The organism is Haloimpatiens myeolchijeotgali (genome assembly GCF_042688525.2).
Lineage (GTDB): Bacteria > Bacillota > Clostridia > Clostridiales > Clostridiaceae > Haloimpatiens.
In genome coordinates this window covers 3,647,113-3,661,874 of sequence record NZ_JBHWAB010000001.1, presented here as the reverse complement: position 1 = coordinate 3,661,874, position 14,762 = coordinate 3,647,113, and the positions used below count along the sequence as shown (strand labels likewise).

The following is a 14,762-nucleotide window of genomic DNA, read 5'->3' as shown; positions in this document are numbered from 1 at the left end:
GAAAATAGTAATATTATTAAAAAAGTCCATAGTAAAAATATTATCTACATAGGAATTAAATAGGATAATATGAATAAAATATAATAAAAGTATAAATAATAGGTAAATATAAAAATAATATTATAATTAACCTATTTTTTATGAGTGTAAATGAAAGGAGATTAAAATGTTAAAAGCAGATAATACATTAGAATTTAATATAATGGAGTCAAATAGAAATATACAATGTACAGTTTCAGAATGTAAATATCATAGTAAAGATGATTTTTGTACATTAAGTCATATTAAAATTGATAAAAATAATAATTCTACAGTTAGTAAATCAGAATATACTAAGTGTGCAAGTTTTGAATATAAATATCAAAGTTGATTATATTGCAGATTTTTTTATGAATTCAGAAATTATATTTTTATATTTAGTTTGTATGAGAATAACTCCAGTATTACAAAAATCATAAGATTTTTGTAAGGTTACAGTATTTAAACATTTACAAATATTTTTGAAGTTTAAGTCACATAAACAACGCAAAAGAACTACACATAGAGAATTAAATTCATTTAGTTTATCACTATGTTTCATATTACAATTTGCAGTTTCGATATTTAAATATTTAGCTACAAATTCAATTACTTGTTCTGAAGGATAATTTCTTGTTATAAGTTTTCTTTCTGATGTTGTGTCAAGTTGTTTACGATTATTTGCTGATGAATTATCTTCATATTTTGAATTACATTTAATTTGAAAACTTTTTGATAATGTATCATTAACACATAATCTTAGAAAGTTAGAATAAGATTTTTTAGCTTTAATTGGATCTTTACTAAAGTGTTGAAGTATGAAGTCGGAATCAATTAGGGCATACTTGTCCTGCTTGTTTCCTAAATATATTCCTAAGCTAGAATATGTATAGTTTTGTACATTGTTTTTATATTGTTTTATATCTTTTGGATTATTATGAATATATGCAGAACATGCTAATAAATATTGTGTAGTTTGTATTAATTTACTTTTAAATCTATCTCCAAAAACATGACCATTCCTGTTATATTTTGTGTTGTAGTACATAGCATAACTTAGATTGATAGAATGCATAACTTTACTTATATCAGCACCTTTACAATAAATTAATAGATGCACATGTGTATCCATCAAACAATATTCATATATGTTAATCTGATAAACAGTTTTATATTTTTTTAGTATTTTAAGAAATTTATCTTTATCTTTGTTAGATTTAAAAAGAAGAAAATTACTTGAGCCTCTTAACATTATATGATAAGTTCCTAAAGGATCTTTAAGACGAGCTTTTCTTGCCATTGTTATGTATTCCTCCAATCTATACTTTTAAATTTCTAAAAATCATCTATATTTAAAGTATTGACAAATGAATATTTTTCCATACATGTAAAAGAAAGATTTAAAGAAAATTAGAAGACATCTATGTACTATATAGTCTTCTAATTTTTTTTTATAGAATTGATTTAATCATAAAATATTTTATATATGATTAAAAATTTAAATAGGTATTACCATCTAATGGAATTAAAACTTGAAGAGGTGGTTTACCGTCAGCAAATCCAACAGCATAAATAGAATAAAATTTATTAGGTTTTAAATGAATTCTTGGAACTGTTAATACAACATCATCGGTACCTGCAATTTTTGCTTGAATTTTATATACTCCAGGATCTACTTCTATATAGTCAGTTACTTCTTTATATTCTACATCATCAAAAATTTTTGTTCCATCTGGCAATGTAATATCTACAGGTGGTGCATCAGGAGATAGATGTATAAATCTAACCATTACTTTGTTAGGATTTATTGGTTTTCTAGGTTCAGGAATCAATTTTAATGAAATATCCTCAACAGGACCAATTGCAGCTGCTGTAAATATTTTTTCTTCAGGTAAAAAAACATTTGTATTAATTACAGGGTTATCAGTGGTTCCAGTTGGAAATACTTTTATGTTATAAATTTTAGAAGGTAAAGGTAAATATTCAGTAAAATTTTTATAAGATAATCGTCTTACTACTAATTTATTATTAATATAAATATCTACAGGTGGTGCATCAGGAGAAGCATGAAGTATTCTTACATAAGTAATAGAAGGTTCCATTCTAAAAAAAGGAGAATACATAGGTGAATAATCAGTAAAGAACATATTAATAATCCTTTCCAAAAATTAATTACAATACTAATATATGAAAGAAATAAATTTTATGTTACTTTATACATATGTAAATAATCTATATAAAAAATCTATATAAAAAATAAAAATATCATTTTAAATTTAATATCATTTTATTGACAAAAGAATATAAAGGTTATATTATATGAGTATAAACGAATATAATAATATGAAAGGAGAATAATATGAATTTTGTAGATATTTTTAAAGTACTAGGAGATGATACAAGAATTAGAATGTTTAATATATTAAGTCAAGAACAACTTTGTGTATGTGAAATTGAAACAATTTTAGATATAACTCAATCTAATGCTTCTAGACACTTAAATAGGTTAAAAACTGCAAAAATTATAAACTATGATAAAAAATCTCAGTGGATTTATTATTATATAGATAAAGAATTTATTAAAGAAAATAAATTATTATATAATTATTTAATAGAGAAAATAAAAACAAACAATAAATGTATGGAAGATATAAAGATACTTAAAAAATACAGAGAGAGTAATCTTAATTGTAAAAACATAAGAGAAAACAAAGAAGAAGTTGTACAATTAATTAGAAAAAAATGTAAATGCAACAAAAAATAATTTAAAAAAATGTTTGTATCAAAATGTTGAATATATTAACTCATATATGTATAAAAATTAATGAAAAATACCATATGAGGTTTAAATAATATATGATTATATTCGATTATAAGCATAAATACTCTGAATTAGTATAAACTATATTTTATTATGATAATTAATTATATAAAAATAAAATTTTGGGGGGAATAACATGTTTACATGGTTAGATAGGCTTATACAATTATTAGTTGAAAAAGTCTTCAGAATTTCAATGAATACTACATTAGGATCAAGCATACATTTCTTTTTCTATGATAGTATAAAAATAATTATTTTATTGGGTTTTATGATATTTTGTATATCATACATAAGAAGTTATTTTCCAGCTGAAAGAACTAAAAAAATATTAGAGAAATTTGGAGGCATAAAAGGTAACATAATGGCATCTTTGCTTGGAATTGTTACACCATTTTGTTCTTGTTCTTCGGTGCCACTTTTTATAGGTTTTGTTGAAGCTGGTATACCATTAGGAGTTACATTTTCATTTTTAATAACATCACCAATAGTTAATGAAGCAGCTTTTGCAGTACTGTTAGCTTCTTTTGGATGGAAAATAGCAATTTTTTATGTAATTACAGGAGTTATAATTGGAGTAGTAGGAGGAATAATAATTGATAAATTACACATGGAAAAACAGGTAGAAGAGTATGTTTATCAAATTAAAATGGGAGAAGCAGATATTAAAAGTTTAACTAGAAAAGAAAGAATAGAGTTTGCTATACAAAATGTAAAAGATATTGTAAAAAGGATTTGGATATTTCTTTTAATAGGAATAGGTATTGGAGCAGTCATTCATGGATGGGCACCAGAAGAAGTACTTTCAAAGTATGCAGGACCACATAATCCACTAGCTGTGTTTGTTGCAGTAGTGTGCGGTATTCCGTTATATTCTAATGCAATTGGAACAATACCTATTGCAGAAGCACTTATGAATAAAGGAGTGGGAATTGGTACAGCAATGGCATTTATGATGGCAGTAACAGCTCTCTCACTTCCAGAAATGATACTTCTTAGAAAAGTTATAAAACCTAAGTTAATAACTGCATTTGTTATTGTAACAGGAATCGCAATAATATTAGTGGGATATTTATTTAATTCAGTTGCGCATATTTTAATATAAAATAAAGCATATATAAAATTAATTTTGTATAATTAGATAATTTTTAAGTTATACTTAAATTTTAGATAAGAATTAATTATAGGAGGTTTATTAATATGATTATCAAAATTTTAGGATCAGGATGCAGCAAATGCAAAGAGATGGAGGCTAATACACAAAAAGCAGTACAAGAACTAGGTATTAATGCTGAAATACAAAAAGTAGAAGATTTTAAGGAAATTATGGCTTATGGTGTAATGACAACTCCTGCGTTGGTTGTTGATGAAAAGGTAAAAGTATCTGGTAGAGTACTTAAGTCAGAAGAAATAAAAAAATATTTATAGCATAAAACTAATAATAGTAAAGATTTGTCTCATTTATTATAGGGGACAGGTCTTTATTTTTTTATTTCTTAAAGGGACAGGTCGTAAAAATTAAAGGAAAAATCCTTATAATTAAGGGGAAAACAAAGGGACAGGTCCTACAATTAGTTCTTGAATACACTAAAAGTTTCCAATCTAATTTAAATTGATTTAAAATACATTTATTGAATAATAAATTAAATATAGAAAAAATATGAAAATAGCTTTATAATATATTTATAGGTATTATTAGGGTGGTATAAAATTAGTTGAGAGTAACAATAAAAATTTATATGAGAGGTGCAAAACAGACTTTAAATATTCAGAACATTTTTAGTTTTCTGAAAGGTGGTGGGGTATAATGATTTGTCGTAATTGTGGTACACCAATAGCTCCTGAGGATAATTATTGTAAGAAGTGTGGTACAAAATTAATAGCAAAGGATCAGGAGAATAATACAAGAAATAATAATCAAAGTTATAAAGGGTGGTTTATAGCTTTTGGATTAGTAGGGTTTATGGTGGTATGTTTTTTTGTAGGAACATTGTTGGCTAAATGAAACAGTTAATAGAAATAATAAGTTACTCAACTTTCGCAGGACAAAAATATCTCTTAACGTAGCAAAATATCATTTATAGAAACGACCAATATTTACTGCGAAAGTTGAATAATTTATGATAATTTAAATTCTCTATACGTTTCCCATCTACGGTTATTCCACTTTAAGATAGAAATATTGTCAAAATATAAATTGAAATGAGGATTATACTTTGAGACAAAGTTCCATATATCATTAAATTTATTAGATTTAAATTTTGTTGCTACAGTACAATGGAAAGTTTTATTTTTACCATCATTTTTTCTCCACTCAAGCCAATGTAATGTTTTTAATTGATCAATAAATTTATCATGTATTTCAACTGCTTCTTTGGATGGATTAATATTCATATAAATAACTCTATCACTAAAGTGGTTAAATCCATCTATATCTATTTTTTGTTTGTGGTTATTTTTACAGAAGTTTTCTATTAAATTTTCTAATTCATTAACATTATCTATATTTTCAAGTTCAAAAGGAGCTTTTATAGTAAAATGTGCAGGAAGCTTTTGACGCTTAACTCCAAATTTAAAATCTATTTGATTTATTAAAGTTTCGTGCAATTTAAGAGGTTCTTTTTTAATGAGACAAACTATGACAAATCTAATCTTATTCATTAGAAACATCCTTTCTTAATAAGTTATATAAATTAATAATTCAACTTTTGCAGTAAAAAAATACTGTCTAGCGAAGGGAAATGATATGTTGCGTAAGAAACATTTGAACTTGTTGCTGAAGTGAAAGGTTTCTGAGCAAGATATAATTTCTCGTAGCAGCTGTTTTTCACCTGCGAAAGTTGAGTTAATAACTTACAAAGTTAATTCACTAATTATTAAAGTTCAGTATTTTATTTTTAATCTGTAATTAAATTATTGAGTTTAATATCATTTTCATCCATAGGTATTTCATCTATTATTTGAATTTTATATCCTAATCCTATTATAGGGCAATTTTTAGGAATTAGTTTGAGAAAACGATCATAAAAACCACCACCATAACCAATTCTACCTCCATTTTTATCGAACGCAAGACCTGGAACAAAAGCTAAATCAATTTTTTTAGGATTAATTTTTGAACAATATTCTTTAGGTTCCAAAATGCCATAAGCACCATGTTCTAAGTCAGTAAAATCGTTTATTTGAATAGATATCATTCCACTTTCCTTGGAAATAACTTTAGGAACACATAAAGTTTTATCATCTCTTATAGCTTGCTTAATTATATTGTGAGTATTCACTTCATTATTATAACTTACAAAAATAAAAATAGTTTTAGCATTTTTATATAGATTACTATTAATTACATTATTATACATCTGTTCATCCATCATTTTTCTTATATCAGGTTTTATATTTTTTCTTTTTTCTTTCATAAGTTTTCGTAAAGTATTTTTATCCATCATTATATAATTCCCCCTGAGTTTTCATAAAATAAATGCAAAATATTGTATAATAATAGTTTATCATAATTTTTACCAATTGTATTATTATTATTTGATTACTTAATTTTGGATAATAAAAATAGTTGTTAATTTATGTGAATTATATATTCTATAGAAAGTGTTTGAATAAATAGTTAGCAATTTTTATTTTAAAAATACATATAGAGTAATAAATTTTAACATATTATTTAAATATTGAAATTGTTATGGTAAAAACATATAATAATTATAATATATGGATAAAATATATATTTTTTTGAAAAATAAAGATAAAAGGTATAATTTATTAAAATAAAATATTAAAAATTTAATAGCTGATTGCAAAACTAATAGTTTAAAAAAATAAATACTGATCTAAGAGATCAATATTAAATTTTTAAAAATGAGTTAAAGCTTAGGCAACTAATGATTTTATTGAGAGTATCTTGTTTTTATTATTAATTTTATAACTAATGATTACAGCAATTAATTGAGTTATACCAGCTAATAATAATTCAGATTTTAAAGAATACGTTTTATTAATCTTTAAGGTCGATAGACCTAGGGGATGTTTAATAATATTATTAGTTCTTTCAGTAATAGTTCTAATTTTATATAGTTTAGTCGATTTTTCTGAGTTTCTTGGAACAGGACAATTAAGTCTAAATTCTTTATTGATTGTTGGATGATATATTCTTCCACAAGGAGAAGGAGTACATGGATTTTTACATGAGAGTATATATTGAGTTTTACCTTTAATATTTACTTTCTTAGATTTAGGGCAAATCCATTTGACTCGCATAGAACGTCCTTTTTCTCTTGTAATTCCATCAAATTTCATGGGAAGAGAAGAGTCCTTCGGACATAATGGAACTCCATCATCAGTAAAGCCGCTAGGCTGTGGTAAATCAGATGAATTTCGAGGATTAATTGGAATAATAGGTATTGTGTTGCAATCTTCAATTAGATATTTATAATTGTCATCACAATCATAAGCAGCATCACCTAGAAAATAATTATATTTGAAATCTTGATGCATAGCGAAATAACGTCTCATTATAGGAATTAAGGTTTTTGAATCATACTCATCTTTAGCTTGTTCACCAGAGTTATTGTTTTCAAAATCCATTAATTGAGTATCGTTAAAATCAATGTGTCTTAAGATTCCAAGACCATTAACAAGGGTGGTTGCCTTAAGGGCATAACAATAATGACCATTAATATAGGAAAGCTTAATTTCAGAGTTAGCAAATGTTTGTTTAGGCATTTTACTACAAGCAAATTTATGAGGAATAATATTTGAATTTTTCTTTTTAGCAGTTTTGCCAGTGTTTAAAAGAGATTCGAAATATTTAGGATTATTTTCTTTAACATAAGCTTCAATGCCAGTAGTATCAGCAATTATTATTTTAGATAATTCAGAATTAAGGTTTTTACAAATAGGTTCAGTAATATTAACTAAATGATTGAAAAAATTATGAATATGTTGAAGAAAATTAGATTTAAATCTAGAAAACTGTGATTCATTAGGTATAGTAGTGAATTCACAGAGTGAGCGTAGTTCACTAGATAGTTTTAATATAGTAATAAATGTTTCAGTTTCAGATAGGCCAAGTATTTTTTGAATTATCAATGCGGTTAGCATTGAGGAAAGAGAATAATCTCTTGGTCTACCAGTTGAAGAATAGTAGTCATTATAAAAACTTTGAGGAATTAATATTTTTAAATTTATATGTTTTTCGAATAAGTTTATAAATTTAGGTTTGTTTTCTTGAAAACAGTCTACGACTTCTTCATAAACGTCACATAAATGAATTTGATTTTTAATATTGATCATAAGGATACCTCCAAGAATTTATATTTTGTGGTTATTATATATATTCGACATTAAGTGGGGGAAATCCTTTTTGATAAAACTTGTAATTCCTTGAACCCTAACGGGTTTAGGAATTTTGCAAGCGGCTAGTATTAATGAATATAGGGGGAATAAATATGCCATTTATCAATATTAAGATGACAAAGGGTAGATCTCTAGAACAAAAGAGAGAATTAGTAGACGGTATTACAAAAGAGATAGTTCGTGTTTTAGATGTAAAACCGGAATGGGTAACAATTGTAATAGATGAATATTCCAGGGATAATTGGGCTAGTAATGGAGAAATACATTCCATAAAATTTGGACAAGGTTGTGGGAAACAGGGAACAGGAGAAAAATAGAGATATATATACTTTTATTTTATATAACCTTTTGCCAAGACATGTCTTGTTTTTAAAGAAAAAGTAAATATATTCGATAAAATCAATTAGACAGTATTTGCCATAAAATGCAGTGAGTTGGTATAATAATGAATGATTTTATTAATTGTTTAAAGAATACAAAAGTAATAAATAGACATGATATAGCTATTCTAAAAAAATATATAGATAATAAGTTTTCACAAGTAGATACAAAAAAAAGAGCAAGTATTTTATCTTCTACTATTAATAAAGCTATAGATAAATATTTAGATGGAATAAATAGTAACATGGTTCATGATATAAAAGTTCAAGTATTAAAAAGTACAATTCTTAATGGTAAACAGTCCATGGTTTTATATGATATTTTTACTTGCTATGTGAGTCAAAATAAAAATCTAAATAATTATTCAATTAGTGAATTATTAAAATGGTTAAATATTCAACTGGAAGTAGATATAGAAGAAAATCAATTGATAGATTTTCTTAAGTCACTTCAAATTTTTGTAGAAATAAAAAACCACGAAGAAGATAATTTAAATAAGAAACAAAATGAATTTGATTATGATAAAAGATATGAGAATGAGCAAACATTAAGTAATGAAGATGTAGAAAAAGTACAACAAGATAATTACAATATAATAGATGTAGACGAAAAAGTACATAATGACAAATATTATTTAAAAGAGAAACAGAAAGATGAATATTATTTAAGAGAAACAGGAAAAGATATAGTATTAAAGCAAGTAAAACTAAATATTAGAAAGATTGTTTTAAGTTGTAGTATATCATTCTGCATATTAGGATTAGTAGGTTTTGGAGTTTTGAATTTAAACAGTTCTTCAGTAAATAATATGAATAAAGCTGAAGATATAAATAAGAATATAGATCAAAGCAGAGTGGGAGAAAAACTAAAAGGGAAAAAAATAAATTCTAATGTACCACAATATATGAAATACAGGAAAGTAAATCAGAAGAAACTAAGAAGATTTTTAAATAAAAGAAATTCACTTTTAGCACAAGAACCTTATTTTTCAGCAATTATAAATTCAGCTAAAGATTTTAATATAAATCCAACTATACTTTTTGCAATTACAGGACAAGAACAGAACTTTGTTCCTGTTAATACATCTAAAGCTAAAAAAATAGGCAATAACCCTTTCAATGTATTTCATAGTTGGCAAGAATACAATACTAATATAAATGATTCATCAGAAATAGCAGCTCGAACAGTTTTTAATATTTGCAATGATATTCCTAAAGGAGCTAATCCATTTAAATGGATTAATAGAAAATATGCAGAGGATAAGAATTGGTGGAAGGGTGTACAAGCATTTTTTCAACGAATAAATTCACAAATATAAAAAGTATAAGTCTGGAATTTAAGAATTAGAATCCAGACTTATAGGTGCAGTGAAGTAAAATTCAGTACGTTCATTAGGAATACTGTTTACACCATATTTAAAATTATGGAGTTTCAAAATTTCACTACAAATAGCAAGACCTAATCCCATACCGCCTTTTTTATTATGTTTATAATATCTGTTCCAAATATCATCAATAATATCTTTGGGTATTCCAAGGCCATTATCAATTATAGAAACTTTTACATATTTTTCTAAGACTAAGGTTGAAATAGTTATATTACTATTTTCTTTACTAAATTTTAGAGCATTATCTAGAAAGTTATATAAAACTCTTAAAATATAATTTTCATCACCATATATAGTAGTATCTTGTGAATGTAAAATTAAGTTGATTTTTTTTTGATGAGCAATATATTTAAACTTATTTGTACATTCTTTAAGTAGAGTATTAATATTAAAATACTTCTTATTTAAATTTAAATTACCGCCTTGAAGTTTAGAAAGTTGGATAATTGATATAATAAGAGAATTTAATCTATCCACTTCTTTTATTATTTCATTAGAATATTCTTTAGCTTCATCTCCTATAACCATGCCATCTGTAATTGCTTCGCTATAATTTCTTATAATACTAAGAGGTGTTTTAAAATCATGAGATACATTTGCAATAAATTCTCTTTGCATTTTATATTCTTTTTCTAAATTTGAAGACATATGTTTTAAGCTATGTGACAAATCTTCAATTTCATCATTAGTATTTACGTTTATTTCTGTATTAAAATTACCATGTGCAATTTCATTAGATATATTTTTTAAGTATAGTATAGGATCTGTGAATTTTTTTCCCATGTAGTATATCAAGGGGATCGATATGATAAGTGTAATTAAAAATATACAAAGTAAAATTATATAAGTAAATTTTAAGTAATCTGAAGAAGATTTAAAATTTTTTAAAACTAATAATTCTCCAAATTCCGTATTAAGTTTACTATATAAAAATTGTTGTCCATCAGTTAGTTTAATGGTTCCTTGATAAGATAATTGTGAAAAATCAACATTTCTCCACAACCCCATCATTTTCATCTTTCCACGTCCCACTGGTGTAATAAGTCCGTCTTTTATTAGAAATGCATGTACATTAATGTTTTCATAAGAATATCCTTCTTTTAGTGAAACATGTATAGTTTTTGCTGTAGATTGTAGATCATCATATTCACTTTTAAGATAGAACTTAGATAAAAAAAAGCTGCTGCCAATAAAACAAATTAATATTACTAACAGCATTATTGAAAGAAAGTATTTTATTAATTTTTTAGTTATTCTATTGAACATTTATATCCTACTCCCCAAACAGTTTTTATGTGTTTATTACAGAAGTTTATTTTTTCTCGTAGTTTTTTTATATGAGTATCTACAGTCCTAGTATCACCTGTGTAATCATATTCCCAGACTTTATTTAAAAGATGGTCTCTACTAAAAACTTGATTTGGATTTTTGCATAAGAATAATAAGAGGTCAAATTCCTTTGGAGTTAGAGGTATTATAATATTATCTTCAAATACTTCTCTATTTATTTCATTTATGTTCATTGTTTCAAAGCTGAAATTAGCATTGTTATTTGAGGACATTCTATTTTTTATTCTAAGATTTACTCTAAGAACTAATTCTCTCATACTAAGAGGTTTAACCATATAGTCATCTGCACCTAACTCAAGCCCAAAAATTCTATCTTCTTCTTCTCCTCTAGCAGTTGTTAATATGACAGGAGTATTTTTTTCAGCTTTAATTTTACGAAGTAATGACCAACCATCTTTTTTTGGCATCATAATATCTAATATTATTAGGTTGTAATCATAATTTAATATAGCTGTTTCGCCAGCTTCTCCATCATATACACAAGTTACATTGTAATTTTCTTTTCTTAAATACAATGCCATTACATCAGCTAATTTTTTTTCATCTTCAACAATGAGTATTTTTCCTTTCATAGTATATCACCTATAATTATAAAATATTTATTAATTCAACTTTAACATATATATGTATAGTATATACGTTTTTTAAATAAATTTACACTTATAGATTATGGTATTTTTAAAAGTGTATGGAACATTTTTCAAAATAGTGTTGCCTATATCTAGATTATAGAAGATGTACAATTTCACATAGTGATATTAAAAATCTTTTATTACAAATATAATAATCAAAAATTTTGATTAAAATATGTTTTAGTTGTGATGAATTTGTGAAAATATAATAACTATCATGACATAAAACGACAAAATATGACGGAAACGATATGAAATAGACAGTGCAGTGCTTTAACCGATGTAAGAATGCGTAAATATAGATGATTTTTTAGTATATTATGTGATATAATTTAAATATTAATAGTTAAGTTTATTATGAATAAAAAGAAAATTTAAAAATTAATTATAAACAAAGGAATGTATAGTTGTTTAGAAAATTTTAGATGATAACCATGGATGGAGGTGAAATCATGAAATATGAATTTTCACAACTTGTAGATATAAATGAGTTAAAAGAAGTGTTTGAAAGCCTTTATAGCATAATGGGAATTTCTATGGCGCTCAATGATGTGAATGGTAATATTTTATTTAGAATCGGATGGAGTGAGGTATGTAATAAATTTCATAGAAAGAGCAATATTACAAAGAAGAGATGCATTGAAAGTAATAAAAATATTATAAACAGAATAAGAGATAATAAGTTATATGTCGTTTCAAAATGTAAAAACGGACTTATTGATGTTGCTATGCCTATAATGATAAATGGTTGTCATATGGCTAATATAAAGATGGGGCAATTTTTTTTAGAAGAACCAGATATAATGAAATTTAAAAAACAAGCACAAGAAATTGGATTTAATCAAAGAGAATATTTAAAGGCAATTATGAAAATCCCTGTAATTTCAAAAGAAAAACTTGAAAAATGTATAAGTGTTTTGGTTCAACTTGCGAAATTTAGTGCTCAGTTAGGATATGAAAAAATAAAGTATTTAGAAGAAAAACAGAAAGCTAACAATAATCTTGAAGAACTAGCTGCTGTATATGAACAACTTTATGCTTCAGAAGAAGAATTGAGAGTACAGTATGATGAACTTCACAATAGTCAAAGGTTATTAAAAATAAGTGAAGAAAGATATAGACTTGTACTTGATGCTACAGATGATGGAATTTATGATTTAAATATAAATAAAGATGAATTATATTATTCACCAAAAGCTAAAAAAATGTTAGGAATTACAAGTAATAAGAATTGTAATTATGAAACGTGGGAGAAAAGCATTCATTTAGAAGATAGGAACAGAGTCATTAATGCGTTAAATAAATATTTGAAGTCAGAAATAGATACTTTCAATGTAGAATATCGACTATTGAATAAAGATGATTCATATTTATGGATAAGAGATAAAGCTATAATTATATATGACCAAAACAATGAACCGGTTCGTATGGTAGGAGCTTATATAAATATACATGAACAAAAAAAATGGGAAGAAGCTATAATAAAAATTGCTCATTATGATACATTAACAGGTCTTTTAAGTAGAAAAATTTTTATAAATATGCTGACAGAAGAATTAGTAAAATGTAAACAAGGAACTATATTTTTTATTGATTTGGATAATTTCAAAAAAATAAATGATACTTTAGGGCATGAAGCAGGAGATGAATTACTAAAGAATGTATCTGAAAAATTGAAAGAGTTTATAAGTGATGATATTGAAATTTGTAGATTTGGAGGAGATGAATTTTTAATACTTCATAGAAATATTTATAATTATAGAGATGCTGAAAATTTTATAAAAAACATTATAAATGAAGTGTTTAAGAAACATTGGATAATAAAGAATACTCTTTTTTATATAACAGCAAGTATTGGAATAACCACATATCCTAAAGATGGAATTAGTGTAAATGAAATTCTAAAAAATGCAGATACTGCCATGTACAAAGCTAAGGCATTAGGAAAAAATAAATATGAGTTTTTTAATAGAAATATGTATATTGAAATATTGCAAAAAACTCAAAAAGAAAATGATTTAACAAATGCATTAAAAAATAATGAATTTATAATTCAATATCAACCTCAAATTGAAACGGAAACAAGAAAAATTTTAGGGTTTGAAGCATTATTAAGATGGAAACATTCGGAGAAAGGTTTTATACCACCCAATGAATTTATTCCATTGGCAGAAGAAACTGGACTTATAGTTGATATTGGTGAGTGGGTATTTAAAAAAGTATGTGAGCAAAATAAAAAATGGAAAGATGAAGGATATGATTACAAGTATATTTCTGTTAATATATCATCTATTCAACTTCAGCAAGATAATTTTTTAAATACAATTAATAAGATAATAAAAGAAACTGACATTGATCCTAAATTTATTCAATTAGAAATTACAGAAAGTGTATTGATGCAGAATATAGAAGAGAATGTAAAAAAATTAGAAAGACTTATAAAATTAGGAATGGATGTTGCTATGGACGATTTTGGTACAGGATATTCTTCTTTAAATTATTTGAGGAAGATACCAATAAATACTTTAAAAATTGATAAGTCTTTTATTGATAATATTTATGAAAATTCAGTAGAAGGTAACATAATAGAAGGTATTGTAATATTAGCACATAAAATGCATTTAGATGTTGTTGCAGAGGGAGTAGAAACAGAAGAACAATTAAAGATTTTACAAGAGAAAAATTGTGATAAAGTGCAAGGTTATTTTTTTAGTAAACCTCTTTATATTGAAGAAGCAGAAAAGTTACTAAAAAAAGGATTTGAAAAATAAAAAAATTAGAGAAATATTTGTGATACATAGGGTTTGTA

General features: G+C 25.1%; 15 protein-coding genes. 8 read left to right on the top strand and 7 right to left on the bottom strand.

The annotated features are described in order from the left end of the window. Window positions 1–166 precede the first annotated feature (166 nt). Window positions 167–370, top strand: a complete 204-nt coding sequence (locus tag ACFIJ5_RS16465) for a DUF1540 domain-containing protein (RefSeq protein WP_379808967.1) — start codon at window positions 167–169, stop codon at window positions 368–370. Here the strand turns inward: ACFIJ5_RS16465 and ACFIJ5_RS16460 are convergent, their stop codons facing one another. Further along, window positions 371–1,318: a transposase gene (locus tag ACFIJ5_RS16460; protein WP_379808965.1), complete on the bottom strand. Its 948-nt coding sequence runs from the start codon at window positions 1,316–1,318 to the stop codon at window positions 371–373. It lies immediately after the preceding gene. Between the two features lie 190 nt (window positions 1,319–1,508). Continuing rightward, window positions 1,509–2,141, bottom strand: a complete 633-nt coding sequence (locus tag ACFIJ5_RS16455) for a DUF4397 domain-containing protein (RefSeq protein ID WP_379808963.1) — start codon at window positions 2,139–2,141, stop codon at window positions 1,509–1,511. 236 nt (window positions 2,142–2,377) lie between these two features. Here ACFIJ5_RS16455 and ACFIJ5_RS16450 point away from each other — a divergent pair, with 236 nt between their 5' ends. From ACFIJ5_RS16450 to ACFIJ5_RS16435, 4 genes are all read left to right on the top strand, one after another. Next, complete coding sequence (locus ACFIJ5_RS16450; protein WP_379808961.1) at window positions 2,378–2,782, top strand: ArsR/SmtB family transcription factor; 405 nt, start codon at window positions 2,378–2,380, stop codon at window positions 2,780–2,782. Window positions 2,783–2,975: 193 nt separating this feature from the next. Then, on the top strand, window positions 2,976–3,944 hold the full coding sequence (locus ACFIJ5_RS16445) for a permease (RefSeq protein ID WP_379808959.1): 969 nt from the start codon (window positions 2,976–2,978) through the stop codon (window positions 3,942–3,944). Window positions 3,945–4,039: 95 nt separating this feature from the next. Continuing rightward, complete coding sequence (locus tag ACFIJ5_RS16440) at window positions 4,040–4,267, top strand: thioredoxin family protein (RefSeq protein WP_379808957.1); 228 nt, start codon at window positions 4,040–4,042, stop codon at window positions 4,265–4,267. 379 nt (window positions 4,268–4,646) lie between these two features. Next, the gene (locus tag ACFIJ5_RS16435) at window positions 4,647–4,844 is read left to right on the top strand and encodes a zinc-ribbon domain-containing protein (RefSeq protein ID WP_379808955.1); all 198 of its coding nucleotides are present in this window, start codon (window positions 4,647–4,649) and stop codon (window positions 4,842–4,844) included. A gap of 113 nt (window positions 4,845–4,957) precedes the next feature. On the opposite strand, the gene ACFIJ5_RS16430 is transcribed toward ACFIJ5_RS16435, so the two are convergent. The 3 genes from ACFIJ5_RS16430 to ACFIJ5_RS16420 all read right to left on the bottom strand — a co-directional run bounded on the left by ACFIJ5_RS16430 (window position 4,958) and on the right by ACFIJ5_RS16420 (window position 8,140). Continuing rightward, window positions 4,958–5,500 carry a 2'-5' RNA ligase family protein gene (locus tag ACFIJ5_RS16430; protein ID WP_379808953.1) on the bottom strand — a complete coding sequence of 181 codons (543 nt, stop codon included), beginning with the start codon at window positions 5,498–5,500 and terminating at the stop codon, window positions 4,958–4,960. A 236-nt stretch (window positions 5,501–5,736) separates the two neighbouring features. After that, complete coding sequence (locus ACFIJ5_RS16425; RefSeq protein ID WP_379808951.1) at window positions 5,737–6,285, bottom strand: 5-formyltetrahydrofolate cyclo-ligase; 549 nt, start codon at window positions 6,283–6,285, stop codon at window positions 5,737–5,739. 433 nt (window positions 6,286–6,718) lie between these two features. Next, window positions 6,719–8,140 (bottom strand): transposase, encoded by a 1,422-nt coding sequence (locus ACFIJ5_RS16420; RefSeq protein WP_379808949.1) that lies wholly within the window; start codon window positions 8,138–8,140, stop codon window positions 6,719–6,721. Window positions 8,141–8,295: 155 nt separating this feature from the next. Between ACFIJ5_RS16420 and ACFIJ5_RS16415 the strand changes: the two genes are divergently transcribed. Both ACFIJ5_RS16415 and ACFIJ5_RS16410 read left to right on the top strand, forming a co-directional pair. After that, window positions 8,296–8,520: a tautomerase family protein gene (locus tag ACFIJ5_RS16415; protein WP_379808947.1), complete on the top strand. Its 225-nt coding sequence runs from the start codon at window positions 8,296–8,298 to the stop codon at window positions 8,518–8,520. A gap of 128 nt (window positions 8,521–8,648) precedes the next feature. Beyond that, a complete protein-coding gene (locus ACFIJ5_RS16410; RefSeq protein ID WP_379808945.1) occupies window positions 8,649–9,902 on the top strand; it encodes a hypothetical protein in 1,254 nt (417 codons plus the stop codon). Between the two features lie 18 nt (window positions 9,903–9,920). On the opposite strand, the gene ACFIJ5_RS16405 is transcribed toward ACFIJ5_RS16410, so the two are convergent. Together ACFIJ5_RS16405 and ACFIJ5_RS16400 are read right to left on the bottom strand one after the other, a co-directional pair. Continuing rightward, window positions 9,921–11,237, bottom strand: a complete 1,317-nt coding sequence (locus ACFIJ5_RS16405; protein WP_379808943.1) for a sensor histidine kinase — start codon at window positions 11,235–11,237, stop codon at window positions 9,921–9,923. Then, window positions 11,222–11,893, bottom strand: a complete 672-nt coding sequence (locus tag ACFIJ5_RS16400; protein WP_379808941.1) for a response regulator transcription factor — start codon at window positions 11,891–11,893, stop codon at window positions 11,222–11,224. The genes ACFIJ5_RS16405 and ACFIJ5_RS16400 overlap by 16 nt, the downstream gene beginning before the upstream one ends. Window positions 11,894–12,405: 512 nt before the next feature. Here ACFIJ5_RS16400 and ACFIJ5_RS16395 point away from each other — a divergent pair. After that, complete coding sequence (locus ACFIJ5_RS16395) at window positions 12,406–14,724, top strand: EAL domain-containing protein (RefSeq protein WP_379808939.1); 2,319 nt, start codon at window positions 12,406–12,408, stop codon at window positions 14,722–14,724. Window positions 14,725–14,762: the final 38 nt, after the last annotated feature.

What these genes read in the sequence shown, in the direction of transcription:
- ACFIJ5_RS16465 (WP_379808967.1), top strand. Translation starts at nt 167, where the DNA reads ATGTTAAAAGCAGATAATACATTAGAATTTAATATAATGGAGTCAAAT.
- ACFIJ5_RS16460 (WP_379808965.1), bottom strand. Translation starts at nt 1,318, where the DNA reads ATGGCAAGAAAAGCTCGTCTTAAAGATCCTTTAGGAACTTATCATATA.
- ACFIJ5_RS16455 (WP_379808963.1), bottom strand. Translation starts at nt 2,141, where the DNA reads ATGTATTCTCCTTTTTTTAGAATGGAACCTTCTATTACTTATGTAAGA.
- ACFIJ5_RS16450 (WP_379808961.1), top strand. Translation starts at nt 2,378, where the DNA reads ATGAATTTTGTAGATATTTTTAAAGTACTAGGAGATGATACAAGAATT.
- ACFIJ5_RS16445 (WP_379808959.1), top strand. Translation starts at nt 2,976, where the DNA reads ATGTTTACATGGTTAGATAGGCTTATACAATTATTAGTTGAAAAAGTC.
- ACFIJ5_RS16440 (WP_379808957.1), top strand. Translation starts at nt 4,040, where the DNA reads ATGATTATCAAAATTTTAGGATCAGGATGCAGCAAATGCAAAGAGATG.
- ACFIJ5_RS16435 (WP_379808955.1), top strand. Translation starts at nt 4,647, where the DNA reads ATGATTTGTCGTAATTGTGGTACACCAATAGCTCCTGAGGATAATTAT.
- ACFIJ5_RS16430 (WP_379808953.1), bottom strand. Translation starts at nt 5,500, where the DNA reads ATGAATAAGATTAGATTTGTCATAGTTTGTCTCATTAAAAAAGAACCT.
- ACFIJ5_RS16425 (WP_379808951.1), bottom strand. Translation starts at nt 6,285, where the DNA reads ATGATGGATAAAAATACTTTACGAAAACTTATGAAAGAAAAAAGAAAA.
- ACFIJ5_RS16420 (WP_379808949.1), bottom strand. Translation starts at nt 8,140, where the DNA reads ATGATCAATATTAAAAATCAAATTCATTTATGTGACGTTTATGAAGAA.
- ACFIJ5_RS16415 (WP_379808947.1), top strand. Translation starts at nt 8,296, where the DNA reads ATGCCATTTATCAATATTAAGATGACAAAGGGTAGATCTCTAGAACAA.
- ACFIJ5_RS16410 (WP_379808945.1), top strand. Translation starts at nt 8,649, where the DNA reads ATGAATGATTTTATTAATTGTTTAAAGAATACAAAAGTAATAAATAGA.
- ACFIJ5_RS16405 (WP_379808943.1), bottom strand. Translation starts at nt 11,237, where the DNA reads ATGTTCAATAGAATAACTAAAAAATTAATAAAATACTTTCTTTCAATA.
- ACFIJ5_RS16400 (WP_379808941.1), bottom strand. Translation starts at nt 11,893, where the DNA reads ATGAAAGGAAAAATACTCATTGTTGAAGATGAAAAAAAATTAGCTGAT.
- ACFIJ5_RS16395 (WP_379808939.1), top strand. Translation starts at nt 12,406, where the DNA reads ATGAAATATGAATTTTCACAACTTGTAGATATAAATGAGTTAAAAGAA.